The organism is Limnobaculum parvum (assembly GCF_003096015.2).
Taxonomy (GTDB): Bacteria; Pseudomonadota; Gammaproteobacteria; order Enterobacterales; family Enterobacteriaceae; genus Limnobaculum; species Limnobaculum parvum.
Window position 1 is genome coordinate 957,703 of record NZ_CP029185.2, and the last position, 13,441, is coordinate 971,143.

11 protein-coding genes are annotated in these 13,441 nt (G+C 45.5%); 10 read left to right on the forward strand and 1 reads right to left on the reverse strand.

The genetic code is table 11. The features are described from left to right. Positions 1–104 precede the first annotated feature (104 nt). The 9 genes from ndk to der all read left to right on the forward strand — a co-directional run bounded on the left by ndk (position 105) and on the right by der (position 9,865). Entirely contained in the window at positions 105–536 is a 432-nt protein-coding gene (gene ndk / locus HYN51_RS03640) for a nucleoside-diphosphate kinase (RefSeq protein ID WP_108901595.1), read from the forward strand. Positions 537–875: 339 nt separating this feature from the next. After that, a complete protein-coding gene (locus tag HYN51_RS03645; RefSeq protein ID WP_108901596.1) occupies positions 876–2,042 on the forward strand; it encodes a bifunctional tRNA (adenosine(37)-C2)-methyltransferase TrmG/ribosomal RNA large subunit methyltransferase RlmN in 1,167 nt (388 codons plus the stop codon). A gap of 126 nt (positions 2,043–2,168) precedes the next feature. Further along, a complete protein-coding gene (gene pilW, locus HYN51_RS03650; RefSeq protein WP_108901597.1) occupies positions 2,169–2,876 on the forward strand; it encodes a type IV pilus biogenesis/stability protein PilW in 708 nt (235 codons plus the stop codon). Further along, positions 2,866–3,816 carry a cytoskeleton protein RodZ gene (gene rodZ / locus HYN51_RS03655; protein WP_108901598.1) on the forward strand — a complete coding sequence of 317 codons (951 nt, stop codon included), beginning with the start codon at positions 2,866–2,868 and terminating at the stop codon, positions 3,814–3,816. The genes pilW and rodZ overlap by 11 nt, the downstream gene beginning before the upstream one ends. 45 nt (positions 3,817–3,861) lie before the next feature. Then, a complete protein-coding gene (gene ispG, locus HYN51_RS03660) occupies positions 3,862–4,977 on the forward strand; it encodes a flavodoxin-dependent (E)-4-hydroxy-3-methylbut-2-enyl-diphosphate synthase (protein ID WP_108901599.1) in 1,116 nt (371 codons plus the stop codon). A 147-nt stretch (positions 4,978–5,124) separates the two neighbouring features. Further along, entirely contained in the window at positions 5,125–6,408 is a 1,284-nt protein-coding gene (gene hisS, locus HYN51_RS03665) for a histidine--tRNA ligase (protein WP_108901600.1), read from the forward strand. 14 nt (positions 6,409–6,422) lie between these two features. After that, positions 6,423–7,028 carry a YfgM family protein gene (locus tag HYN51_RS03670; RefSeq protein ID WP_108901601.1) on the forward strand — a complete coding sequence of 202 codons (606 nt, stop codon included), beginning with the start codon at positions 6,423–6,425 and terminating at the stop codon, positions 7,026–7,028. A 10-nt stretch (positions 7,029–7,038) separates the two neighbouring features. After that, the gene (gene bamB, locus HYN51_RS03675) at positions 7,039–8,220 is read left to right on the forward strand and encodes an outer membrane protein assembly factor BamB (RefSeq protein ID WP_108901602.1); all 1,182 of its coding nucleotides are present in this window, start codon (positions 7,039–7,041) and stop codon (positions 8,218–8,220) included. A 154-nt stretch (positions 8,221–8,374) separates the two neighbouring features. Then, the gene (gene der, locus HYN51_RS03680) at positions 8,375–9,865 is read left to right on the forward strand and encodes a ribosome biogenesis GTPase Der (protein WP_108901603.1); all 1,491 of its coding nucleotides are present in this window, start codon (positions 8,375–8,377) and stop codon (positions 9,863–9,865) included. Positions 9,866–10,211: 346 nt separating this feature from the next. Here der and HYN51_RS03685 read toward each other — a convergent pair whose 3' ends face one another. Continuing rightward, on the reverse strand, positions 10,212–12,035 hold the full coding sequence (locus HYN51_RS03685) for a monovalent cation:proton antiporter-2 (CPA2) family protein (RefSeq protein ID WP_108901604.1): 1,824 nt from the start codon (positions 12,033–12,035) through the stop codon (positions 10,212–10,214). Between the two features lie 441 nt (positions 12,036–12,476). Between HYN51_RS03685 and HYN51_RS03690 the strand changes: the two genes are divergently transcribed. Beyond that, positions 12,477–13,433: an AEC family transporter gene (locus HYN51_RS03690; protein ID WP_108902147.1), complete on the forward strand. Its 957-nt coding sequence runs from the start codon at positions 12,477–12,479 to the stop codon at positions 13,431–13,433. The last annotated feature ends 8 nt before the right edge of the window (positions 13,434–13,441 follow it).

A 13,441-nucleotide genomic window follows, 5' to 3' on the forward strand; every position in this document is an offset into this window, starting at 1 on the left:
CCTGATATCTGCTCGTATAATCAGCCACGAATTGCGTCTAGCTACAATGATTTACCCTATGAATTAAAGAATATAGAACAGTTATCAGTAACCCCGAGGTGAATATGTCTATCGAACGTACTTTTTCCATCCTTAAACCTAATGCCGTTGCTAAAAATGCGATTGGCTCTATTTACTCGCGTTTTGAACATGCAGGATTCACCATTGTGGCTGCAAAAATGCTACACCTGACTCGAGAGCAGGCTGCAGGTTTTTACGCGGAACATGATGGAAAGCCGTTCTTCAATGGTCTATTGGATTTTATGACCTCTGGCCCAGTCGTCGTGCAGGTGCTGGAAAGTGAAAATGCGGTTCAGCGCTATCGTGACCTGATGGGAGCCACCAATCCTGCCAACGCTTTAGCTGGGACGTTACGCGCTGATTATGCGGATAGTATGACTGAAAATGCAGTTCATGGTTCGGATTCACTTGCCTCAGCCGTGCGTGAAATTGCTTATTTTTTCAGTGATGATGAAGTTTGCCAGCGTACTCGCTAATCTGAACGAATTAATGATAGAAGCCAGAGAGTTATCCTTCTGGCTTTTTACTGATTTCAAGTTCATTTCAGCGGTAAATAAGTGTATCAGTTAATGACAAAATGATGGGGGCAATATTAAAACTCTTTTAATATCAAACAGTATTTTCGACCCTACCAGACTATGACTGAATATTCATTTTTAACTATGCTGATGCGCATAGAAACGTTTAACTAAAAGCAGTACAATGCCACCTGCACCATGCCCTGCAAATTAAGTATCGCAGGGGTAATTTTAATACCCTTTAAATTCTCTAGATTTTCTAGCGCCATAAAGTGTAATAACGAGGCCTTCAATACCATGTCCGAGCAGATTTTAACGTCATCTGACGCGGCTGTTTTATCAGCCAATCCGTCAGAAAAAATTAACTTATTAGATCTTAACCGACAGGCAATGCGTGAGTTTTTTGTCTCTTTAGGCGAAAAACCATTCCGAGCCGATCAAATCATGAAATGGATTTATCAGTTCGGTTATGACGATTTTGAGCAGATGACGGATATTAATAAAGTTCTGCGTGCCCGCTTACAGCAAGTGGCAGAAATTCGTGCACCGGAAGTGGTGGCAGAGCAGCGTTCAGCAGACGGCACCATTAAGTGGGCATTGGCGGTTGGTGATCAACAGGTTGAAGCTGTATACATTCCTGAAGAGGATCGGGCAACACTGTGTGTTTCATCACAGGTAGGTTGTGCATTGGAGTGTAAGTTTTGCTCAACGGGACAGCAGGGTTTTAACCGTAATCTGCGAGTATCTGAAATTATTGGTCAAGTCTGGCGCGCAGCCAGAGTAATAGGCCCTGCTCGGATTGCCGGGCAACGTCCAATTACCAACGTGGTGATGATGGGCATGGGTGAACCCCTACTGAATTTATCCAATGTGGTTCCGGCGATGGAAATTATGCTGGATGATTTTGGTTTTGGCTTGTCCAAACGTCGGGTAACGTTATCAACATCGGGGGTGGTTCCTGCTCTGGATAAGTTGGGGGAGATGATCGATGTTGCGTTGGCAATTTCGCTGCATGCACCTAACGATCAAATCCGTGATGAAATCGTACCGATAAACCGTAAATATAATATTGAGACCTTCTTAGCGGCTGTTGGTCGTTATTTGGAGAAGTCTAATGCTAATCAGGGGCGAGTTACCGTTGAGTATGTGATGCTTGATCACATCAATGATGGAACAGAGCATGCCCATCAGTTAGCTGAGTGTTTGAAAAACACTCCTTGCAAAATTAACTTAATTCCGTGGAACCCATTCCCTGGAGCCCCCTATGGACGAAGTTCAAATAGTCGGGTAGATAGATTCTCTAAAGTACTGATGGAATATGGTTTTACCGTCATTGTACGTAAAACCCGCGGAGACGATATTGATGCGGCTTGCGGCCAATTGGCGGGCGATGTTATTGACAGAACCAAGCGTACTTTAAAAAAGAAAATGAATGGGGAACCTATTTCAATTAAAACGCTCTAAAACACGATATGTTACAACCATATATGAAAGTGAATTATTGTTGTAGTATAGGGCGTTATAGATACAAGGACTGTAATATCAGTGCAGAAGATATTGTTATCTATACCGTTGTTGGCTGGTATATTGATGGGGTGCAGCAGCCAAAGAACAGATGAAAATGTCGCCGATATGGGACAGGCCGCAGAGATTCGACTAACCTTAGGTATGGCTTATTTATCCCAAGGTGATATTGTGGCTGCTCGAAAAAATCTTGAACGAGCAGTGAATTATGCTCCACAAGACTACCGGACACAGTTAGGCATGGGGCTATACCTGCAGGGGATTGGAGAGAATGAACAAGCGGCTTCGCGCTATCATTTGGCTTTGCAGCTAGCGCCAGATAATGGTGATGTGTTAAATAATTACGGTGCGTTTCTCTGTAGTTTAGGGCAGTATGATGTAGCGCAACGTTATTTCGAGCTGGCAGCAGCCACTGAGCGTCTCGATGATGTTTCCAATAGCCTTGAGTATTCAGGTTATTGTTTATTGCAGGCCGGGCAACCAGATGAATCAGATAAAAAATTAACCCGGGCAGTAAAGCAGAATCCAGAAAAGGGTGTGCGGATATTAAATACCGCGGCCCGTTACTGGCAGGAAGGCAAGCGCGAAGAGGCTCAGTCATTGCTTAACCTCTACCAGCAGGTACTTCCTGTCAGTGCTGAAAGTTTATGGATACAGATTCAATTTGCGGCGTCAGATAATCGCTTAAATGATATAAAACGTTATGGTAAGCAACTGGCGCAAGGTTTTTCACAATCAAAACAATACCAATTATTCTTAGCTCATGAATACTGATACACCGCAAGAAAGACAAACACCACTGGCTGAAATCGGTTACCGACTCAGTGAAGCCAGAAAAGCATTGAACCTCAGCCAACGTACTGTGGCGGAGCAACTGCGTTTAAAGGTGAGTACCATCAAAGAACTGGAGGATGGCTTAAATCCGTTAGATTTAGCGCCAACTTTTATCAAAGGCTACATCCGTTCTTACGCCAAATTGGTTCAGGTGCCAGAAGATGAGCTAATTGCATTACTGCCGAAAGGTGGCGCAGAAAAGAATATTATTGAAACTAACCGAATAAAGGGTTTTACGCTGGGTAAGCCGCGTAAAAAGGTTGACCGTTGGTTGACGCTATTTACTTGGTTGATTTTGTTCGTGGTGCTTGGATTGACGGGTGCTTGGTGGTGGGAAAACCATAAGGCACAGCAAAACGAGCTGACTCAGTCGTCATCTGGTGAACAAAACCAAATCCAATTGTCAGCTAATCAGCCTGATACAACACCGTCTAATGCAGTCACATCTCAGCCGTCTACGAATTCAGTAAATCCGGATTCGGCCAACAGTGCGCCTGTGGCTAATAATGTTGTTCAGATACCCTCTCCAGCTCAACCTACTCAAAATGTGGCTCCAACGCTGGAAGAAGCGGTTGCCGCTCAGGTCGCTGAAGCGGAAGCTGCAACGGGTACAACAGTACAGCCAGTGCAGGATACTAATGATATCTATATGACCTTTATTCAGGATTGTTGGGTAGAGGTGACTGATGCCAGAGGTCAGAGTCTATACAGCGGCCTACAGAGAAAAGATGGTAAGTTGTCACTATCCGGACAAGCCCCTTATCGGGTGAAAGTGGGTGTGCCAGCAGCAGTAGAAATTAGCTATAAAGGCAAACCTGTCGATATGAGCCAGTATAAAAGTTCAAATCGTCCTGCTCGCCTGACGTTAGCGGCTGAATAACAAATAAGGTTAACCAGTCGTGGTAGTTTTCGGGGAGAGCTTATAATGCATAATGAAACGCCGATTGTTCGTCGTAAATCAAAACGTATTTATGTAGGTAATGTACCTATTGGTGATGGCGCTCCCATCGCCGTTCAGTCAATGACCAATACCCGAACTACGGATGTAGAGGCAACGGTAAAACAAATTGAGTCGCTACAGCGGGTCGGCGTCGATATCGTGAGGATCTCTGTTCCAACGATGGAAGCCGCAGAAGCGTTTAAGCTGATTAAACAGCGCGTTTCAGTTCCTTTGGTGGCAGATATTCATTTTGATTACCGCATTGCTTTACAGGTTGCTGAGTACGGTGTTGACTGTTTGCGTATTAACCCTGGCAATATCGGGCGTGAAGACCGTATTCGTGCAGTGGTTGATTGTGCTCGAGACAAAAATATTCCTATCCGTATTGGTATTAACGGCGGTTCGTTAGAAAAAGATATTCAGGAAAAGTATGGTGAGCCAACGCCTGAAGCGTTGGTAGAGTCTGCTTTACGTCACGTTGAAATTCTTGACCGCATGAACTTTGATGCATTTAAAGTTAGCGTTAAAGCTTCAGACGTCTTTTTGGCAGTGCAATCTTATCGCTTGTTAGCAAAACAGATTGAGCAACCTTTGCATTTGGGTATTACCGAAGCAGGGGGAGCACGTAGTGGTTCGGTGAAGTCAGCGATCGGTTTGGGTATGCTACTGGCAGAAGGTATTGGTGATACATTACGTATTTCACTGGCGGCAGATCCGATAGAAGAAGTAAAAGTTGGTTTTGATATTCTGAAAGCGTTACGCATTCGCTCCCGAGGGATCAACTTTATTGCCTGTCCAACGTGTTCTCGTCAAGAGTTTGACGTTATAGGTACGGTTAATGCACTGGAACAACGTCTGGAAGATATTATTACTCCGATGGATGTTTCAATTATTGGTTGCGTGGTAAACGGACCGGGTGAAGCGTTAGTATCTGATATCGGTGTAACAGGTGGTCATAATAAGAGCGGTTACTATGAAAATGGTGAGCGCCAGAAAGAACGGTTTGATAACGATAATATGATCGATCAACTGGAAGCGAAGATCCGCGCAAGAGCCAGTATGCTGGATAAATCCAAGCGTATCGATATCAGTCAGGATTAATGAAAAATTGTGACACTATGCGTGACGATAGGTAAAAAAACAGATTAATCGGGCGGTATTACTGTGTAATAACCGCCTGTTTGCATTGATGTGGAGAGGGAATACCTCCTATAATTATCAAAATTTTAAAGCATATAGAGAATTGACGTGTCAAAGAAAATTCAATCTGTACGTGGTATGAATGACTATTTGCCAGAAGACACCGCAGTATGGCAGCAAGTTGAGGACATTATTAAGCGTGTTGTTGAGTCTTATGGATATAGTGAGATTCGCACGCCGGTTCTTGAACAAACGCCACTGTTTAAGCGTGCTATTGGTGAAGTTACCGATGTAGTAGAAAAAGAGATGTACACCTTCAGCGAGCGCGATGGTGAAGAGATAACATCGTTAACTATGCGCCCAGAAGGAACTGCGGGTTGCGTTCGCGCCGGTATTGAACGGGGTCTTATCTACAATCAAGAACAGCGCCTATGGTATTTAGGGCCAATGTTTCGTCATGAACGCCCGCAGAAAGGACGTTACCGCCAATTCCATCAAATGGGTGCCGAAGTATTCGGCCTTGCTGGGCCAGATGTGGATGCTGAACTGATTATGCTGACGGCTCGCTGGTGGCGTGAGCTGGGTATTTTGGATCATGTTACTCTAGAGCTGAACACTATCGGTTCGCTGGAAGCTAGAGCCAATTACAAAGAAGCATTAGTTGCGTTTCTGGAACAGCATAAAGATAAGCTGGATGAAGACTGTAAGCGACGGATGTATTCCAACCCGCTGCGAGTGTTGGACTCAAAAAATGCTGAGGTTCAGGTTCTGTTAAATGGTGCTCCAACATTGATGGATTATCTGGATGACGAGTCTAAACAACATTTTGCCGGACTGTGCGTATTTTTGGATAATGTTGGTATCAGTTATACAATTAATCCACGTTTAGTTCGTGGGTTAGACTACTATAATCGCACGGTGTTTGAGTGGGTAACCACCAGTTTGGGTGCTCAGGGTACAGTTTGTGCCGGCGGTCGTTATGATGGTCTGGTTGAACAACTGGGTGGACATGCAACACCAGGGGTTGGCTTTGCGATGGGGCTCGAGCGTCTAGTGCTATTAGTTCAGGCGGTTAACCCAGCGTTTAAAGCCGTGCAGGCAGTCGATGTTTATCTAATTTCTTCCGGTGAAGGTACGCAAATTGCGGCTATGAAGCTGGCAGAAACGATTCGTGATACAACGCCAGAGTTGCGTCTGATGACCAACTACGGTGGCGGTAACTTTAAAAAGCAGTTTGCCCGAGCCGATAAATGGGGTGCTAAAGTGGCTCTGGTTCTGGGTGAAAATGAAGTATCAGCCGGGCAGGTGGTAGTGAAAGACTTGCGTAACGGCGAACAACAAACTGTGGCGCAGGCTGAAGTCGCTGTGCATTTAGCAACATTGATCGGTTAATCAAGAGGGACACCGTGGAAATCTATAACAATGAAGACGAGCAGCTAGATGCGGTGCGTAACTTTTTCCGTGAAAACGGAAAAGCTATCGTGGTGGGTGTCGTATTAGGTATTGGAGGTCTGCTTGGATGGCGTTACTGGCAGTCGCATCAACATACCAGTTTAACGACTGCTTCGGTCTCCTTTGATAATGCTATGTTGCAAAGTGAGAATACTGCTGGTTTAGAGGCATTTATTCAGGGCAATGACAACACTTATGGTGTTTTCGGTGCACTGAAACTGGCTCAGGATCTGGTTGAGAAGGGTGATTTTGCCAAAGCTAAGCAACAACTGCAGTGGGCGCAGACTCATACCAAGGACGATAATCTATTGCCAGCCATCAATCTGCGTCTGGCGCGTATTCAACTGCAAGAGAAGCAGTTCGATGATGCGCTAAAAACGCTGGATGCCGTACAAAAAGGTGGTTGGTTTGCACAGGCTCAGGCAATTCGTGGGGACGTTTTAGTGGCTAAAGGTGATGCAAAAGGCGCTCGTGATGCTTATACGCAGGCGTTTGAAGATAATTCATCACCGGTACTGAAAGAGTTACTGCGCATTAAACTGAACAATCTGGCCGCCTAAGGGGATTTGAATGAAATTACGTAGAATTTTTTGCGTAGGGTTACTTTCTGTAACCATGTTGAGTGGCTGTTCGCTGTTTGGTGGTGATGATGACGCTGTAAAGGTTTCACCATTGCCGCAGGTTAATAACCAATTCTCACCGAATAAGATGTGGAGTACGTCAGTGGGGAATGGTGTTGGTGAATATTATTCTCACTTACGTCCTTCTTGGCAGGACGGGCGCATCTATGCAGCAGCGCGTAATGGTCAGGTCAAAGCAATGGATGCTGATAGCGGCAACCAAGTTTGGAAAACGGACGTTACTGAAAAAGCAAGCTTTTTCTCTTCAGATAAATCACCGATGTTATCCGGCGGGGTAACGGCGGCGGGTGCACATGTTTATGTCGGTAGTGAAAACGCGATAATTTATGCCCTCAATAGTGCCGATGGCACGTTGGCATGGAAAACGCTTGTTGCAGGTGAAGTGTTATCTCATCCGGTGGTTAACAATGGCTTAGTGCTGGTTCACACGACTAATGGTGTGCTGCAAGCGTTAAGTGAAGCGGACGGTAGCATTAAATGGACCGCCAACCTAGGCATGCCTCTGCTTTCTTTACGCGGTGAATCAGCGCCTGCAATTGCACATGGTGCGGCGGTTGTTGGTGGTGATAACGGTCGTGTCAATGCGGTATTGTTAGAGCAAGGTCAGTTAATTTGGCAACAGCGTATTTCCCAGCCAAGTGGTGCAACTGAAATTGACCGTTTAGCTGATGTGGATAGCTCGCCGGTCATTGTTGATAATGTGGTTTATGCTCAGGGTTACAATGGTAGCTTTACTGCAATGGACCTGCGTTCAGGCCAGATTATCTGGAAGCGCGATATGGGTTCAGTCAGTGATTTCTTCATCGACAGTGGCCGCGTTTTCCTAGTCGATCAGGATGATAAAGTAGTTGCTCTGTCGCTAAACGGCGGAACCATCCTGTGGACACAGAACGATCTGTTGCATCGTCAACTGACGGCGCCTGTGCTGTTTAATGGTTATGTTGTAGTCGGTGACTCAGAGGGTTATCTGCACTGGATGGATAGTGCAACAGGTCAGTTTGTTGCACAAAATAAAGTTGATAGTGATGGATTCCTGTCCTCGCCAATCGTTGCAGGCGATCGACTAGTGATTCAGGCTCGTGGCGGTAGTGTCTACTCCTACAACCGCTGAGTTAATCGTTATCCATAAGGCATGATGTTGCGTAATGATGCCTGTTGAAAAACGGCTCCTGACACCAGGAGCCGTTTCGTCTTCTATAAAGCTGGCGATGTTTTTTAATTAATCAGCTTAAAATCATAGAGTTATAAAGAAAGAGGCTTTAATAATGATCCCTGTTATCGCGCTGGTCGGGCGTCCCAACGTGGGTAAGTCCACGCTATTTAACCGCTTAACGCGTACTCGTGATGCATTGGTTGCTGATTTCCCGGGATTAACCCGCGACCGAAAATACGGTAAGGCCGAATCTGCTGGCCACGAATTTATCGTTATTGATACCGGTGGTATTGATGGAACTGAAGACGGCGTTGAAACCCATATGGCAGGTCAGTCGCTACTAGCGATTGAAGAAGCAGATGTTGTTCTATTTATGGTGGATGCACGCGCAGGGTTGATGCCTGCGGATCAGGGCATCGCTCAACACCTTCGGATGCGTGAGAAGGCGACTTTCTTGGTTGCTAATAAGACTGATGGCCTGGATCCTGACAGTGCGGTAGGCGATTTTTATGCTTTGGGATTAGGGGAAGTTTATCCGATAGCGGCTTCTCATGGGCGCGGTGTGACCTCTTTAATTGAGCAAGTGCTGGGGCCGGCCGTTGAGGAAGATGAGTCTGCCGAATCAGAATATGAACAGTTTGCCGGTATCGATGGCGATATTGGGGATGAAGAGTTTGATGAAAATGCGGTAGAAGATGAGGAAGAAGATACCTCTTATCTGGAAAATTTACCGATCAAACTGGCAATTGTTGGTCGGCCAAACGTGGGTAAGTCAACGCTAACTAACCGGATTCTGGGTGAAGAGCGCGTCGTAGTTTATGATATGCCGGGAACAACCCGCGACAGTATTTATATTCCAATGACTCGGGATGAAAGAGAATATATCCTGATTGATACCGCTGGCGTGCGGAAACGGGCGAGAGTGACAGAAACGGTAGAGAAATTCTCCGTCATTAAAACCCTACAGGCCATTGAAGACGCTAATGTTGTGTTGCTGGTGATCGATGCCCGTGAAGGCATTTCCGATCAGGATCTTTCCCTGTTGGGATTCATCATCAATAGTGGGCGCTCACTGGTTATCGCGGTAAATAAATGGGATGGCCTATCGCAGGAAATCAAAGAACAAGTCAAAGAGGCATTGGATATGCGCTTAGGCTTTGTTGATTTTGCTCGTGTTCATTTTATCTCCGCTTTACACGGTAGCGGTGTGGGTAACCTGTTTGAATCAGTCCAAGAAGCCTATCGCTGTGCAACCCGTAGAGTGAGCACTTCTTTACTGACGCGTATTATGCAAATGGCACAAGACGATCATCAGCCACCTTTAGTGGGTGGTCGCCGTGTAAAGCTGAAATACGCTCACGCGGGTGGCTATAACCCACCGATTGTCGTGATTCATGGTAATCAGGTAAAAGACCTGCCGGATGCCTACAAGCGTTATTTGATGAATTATTTCCGTCGTTCGCTGGAAGTAATGGGAACACCAATCCGTATTCAGTTTAAAGAAGGTGATAATCCGTTTGCGGGTCGCCGTAATAAACTGACGGCAACCCAACAGCGCAAACGTCGTCGATTGATGCAGCATATTAAGAGTCGTGGCAAGTAAGATTAAAGAAAGTAAAAAGGGGCGCAATACGCGCCCCTGAGTCTACCGACAAACCAGATAAATTGGCATCAATGGATATTCCGGTCATAAAATCTAAAATACTTATATTAGCTTTGTGCTCGACCGGAAGACCACCTGTACTTGGCTTTAGTGCATACCGGTCCTAGCCGGGTTAGGGGCGTTTGGTTGGCTTACGCCAAGTCGACCTCAACACCCGTCCCTCCCGTCAATTGGCTAACTTAAGAACTATCAGGCTTTGTCATCAATCTCAAGGGGCGCGAGCGCCCCTTTTGCTATGTTGGTCAGAACTCTGATTCCAGATAATCCCTGTGATAAAGAATGCTTATCAACCCGCTTCTGGTCGTTGATGTGGTTCCAGAGTTTTATCATCGACATCGGATGGAAGCTCAACATCAGTATCAATGATGAGAGGAGCCCTTGCTGTATTTGATTCTGCTTCAGCATCGTCAACTTCTGGTTCTTCTGCCGTTGCCATCATTCCATCTTTACGCAGAGAATCGACCAACTCGGATACTTCCTCATCCGCCACGCCCAGAACTTTCAGCGCTTCGGCACCAATATGCAGACTGCTTTCCAGCGTTTCAATGACAACCCAGTTCGCACCGGCTTCTAGCAGTTGATCTTTTAAATCTCTATCCAGTACTCTGGCCAATATCTTTAGCATTGGATAGAGGGTACGTAGCGTCGATACCGCTTTCAACGCACTGGCGTTATGGTCAATAGATACAATCACCATTTGAGCCTGCTCAACACCAATCACATTAAGTAGCTTTGGATCGGTGATATCACCAAAATAGGCTGGAACACCTGCTTTTTGGGCCTTCTTCACGACTTCTGGATTCTTCTCAATCACAATATGAGGAATTGAGGTGTCTTGTAGCATTTGCGCTAAGACATGGCCGGTATCGCCGTAACCGGCTACCACCACCCGTGCGTTATTGGCGGTTTCATCCGGCATCAGCGACTGGTCAACTTCGGACAGTAGACCTCTTCTGGTCAAACGGCAGCCGAAGGCATACAGGCTCGGTGTAAACGCCATACTTACCGATATAACGCCGATACCCATGATAAAGGTCTTATCATCAATGACACCGAAGGCTTTAGCTACGCCAAACAACACGAAACCGAATTCACCACCCTGACAGAGTAGGAAAGCGACTTTGGTGGCGGCTTCTTTGGAGGTGCCAAACAGTAGCGATAGTAAAAACAGAATAATAATTTTAATCAGCAGAATAACTGCAACATTACTGACAAACAGCAGCGGGGTTTGTGCCAGAGTAGCGAAGTCGATAGACATACCCACTGAAATAAAGAAGATGCTCATCAGCAGGCTTTTAGCCGATTCAACGCTGGCGTGAATTTGGAACCCATATTTTGATGTCGACAGCATCATACCCATGATAAATGCGCCCAACGCCATGGATAAACCGAAGTGTTCCATCACATAAGCTGCCAGTACGACAGCGAACATCACAAACAGTGAAAAGCTTTCACGATAGCCTTTACGCGCCATTCTGTTCAGTAACCAAGGCACCACATAACGGCCAAAGATAATCACCAGCAACAGTGCGCCAATAACTGAAATGGTCTGCATCCACATAGGGGAATCATCTGGCAGTACCGCAATTTTATCGGAAAGTAATGGAACCAGTGCTAACAACGGCACAATAGCTAGATCTTGCATCAGCAGAATAGCAAAACCAATACGCCCGTGTTCGCTAGAGAATTCATTATGTTCCTGTAATATCTGAATCACGAAGGCGGTGGAAGAAAGCGCCAGCGTCAAGCCAATAATGAAAGCCGCATTGGCTGAATTTCCAAGCAAATAGAAGTAGATACCGATGGCGGTGCCAGACAGTAAAATTTGCAGCGAACCCAGACCAAAAACCACTCGTCTCATTGACCAGAGGCGCTTTGGTTGCATTTCTAAACCAATAATGAACAGTAACAGGACGATACCAAATTCGGAGACATGTAGAATATTATCAACATATTCTTTATGGATAACCTGACCTGGTGTATGAGGTCCGATAATCACACCAGTGATCAACAAGCCAAGGATAGAGCCTAGCCCGATCTTTTTCGACAGCGTAACGGTAACCGCCGCAACAAACAGAATAATGGTAAGTAGTAACAAAGGCTCATTCATCGGGCATGTTTCCTGTTGTTGTTGCCCGGCAAAATATAGCCATCGGGAATGTGATTCTCCATAGAAAGATATTCCTTATCATCAATTTTATCGTTAGGTTTCATATTTGAAGTGTTGTATCACGCAGGGCTGAGGAGGAGGGTAAGCCCGTAAACACTAACGTCCGAGAGATTATTATACTCAACAGTTACCACTTATAGCAGATAAATTTATTGATCGCGGTAAACTTATTAATATATTTTATAAATATTTTCATTTGTTATAGTTATCAAGGGAATAATATTATTCAGGGCCTTATATATAAACCTCACCAAAAGGGTGGTGTTTACTTATTTGTTTTGGGCGATAGAATGGCAATACTTTAGTCTTATCCTTATAGAATAATAATATCTTAGCGATGTTTCGGCTCTAATGAGCTGTTTGAAGGAATAAACAGAAATGATGTCATGGGAAACATGGAGTTTCGCTTTTAGCGTAACGGTTCCTACCTTATTAATGATGTTGCTTGGTATTCTCTTGCGGCATCTTCGCCTGATTGACGACCGATTTTGCGATACAGCCAGCAGGGTGGTATTTAATATCGCACTACCTTGCCTGCTATTTTTCAGTATTGCAGGTAACCATGAAGATCTTCAAAGCCACCTCCCAATGATGCTTCATGCTGCGGTTGGTACTATTGGCAGCTTTTTATTGCTGGAGTTGGTTGCGCCTTATTTGGTTAATGATCCCAGAGAGCGGGGGATTTTTGTTCAAGGTGGTTTTAGGGGAAATGCGGCAATATTAGGGGTTGCATACGCGTCAATGGCATTTGGTAGTGAAGGGGTTTCTGTGGCTTCATTCTATATCGTCGTGACGGTCATTCTGTATAACGTTTTGTCGGTGATTACCCTTGCACGCAGTTTATCTACCGGACCGAATGGGCGGCCAAGCTTCACCAGCATAGCGAGAGGAGTAGCAACCAATCCTCTGATTATCGCTATTCTGCTTGCGCTACCGTTCTCTCTATATTCTATTCCTATTCCAGAAGTTCTAACCAAGACCGGCAATTATATCTCTGGGATAGCGTTACCTCTGGCGTTGTTGTGTACCGGTGCCAGTTTGGATTTTCGTGCGATGTTCCGATCATCAAATGTTGCCATGCTCTCCTGTGTTGCTCGGGTTATCGTGGTACCGCTATTGTTGTTTTTAGGTGGATGGTTATACGGCTTCCGTGGTGCTCCTTTAGGCGTTATATTTTTACTGGCGGCGACACCGACTGCCGCTGCCAGTTATGTTATGGCGCGAGCGATGGGTGGAAACCCCACGTTAGCGGCCAACATTATTGCGCTGACGACTCTGACGTCATTTTTCACCACCGCACTCGGTTTGTTGTTATTAAGAGGGAGCGGGCTGATTTAGCGAGGAAC

Coding starts and splice junctions, on each gene's coding strand:
- ndk (WP_108901595.1), top strand. CDS start 105: ATGTCTATCGAACGTACTTTTTCCATCCTTAAACCTAATGCCGTTGCT.
- HYN51_RS03645 (WP_108901596.1), top strand. CDS start 876: ATGTCCGAGCAGATTTTAACGTCATCTGACGCGGCTGTTTTATCAGCC.
- pilW (WP_108901597.1), top strand. CDS start 2,169: ATGGGGTGCAGCAGCCAAAGAACAGATGAAAATGTCGCCGATATGGGA.
- rodZ (WP_108901598.1), top strand. CDS start 2,866: ATGAATACTGATACACCGCAAGAAAGACAAACACCACTGGCTGAAATC.
- ispG (WP_108901599.1), top strand. CDS start 3,862: ATGCATAATGAAACGCCGATTGTTCGTCGTAAATCAAAACGTATTTAT.
- bamB (WP_108901602.1), top strand. CDS start 7,039: ATGAAATTACGTAGAATTTTTTGCGTAGGGTTACTTTCTGTAACCATG.
- der (WP_108901603.1), top strand. CDS start 8,375: ATGATCCCTGTTATCGCGCTGGTCGGGCGTCCCAACGTGGGTAAGTCC.
- HYN51_RS03685 (WP_108901604.1), bottom strand. CDS start 12,035: ATGAATGAGCCTTTGTTACTACTTACCATTATTCTGTTTGTTGCGGCG.
- HYN51_RS03690 (WP_108902147.1), top strand. CDS start 12,477: ATGTCATGGGAAACATGGAGTTTCGCTTTTAGCGTAACGGTTCCTACC.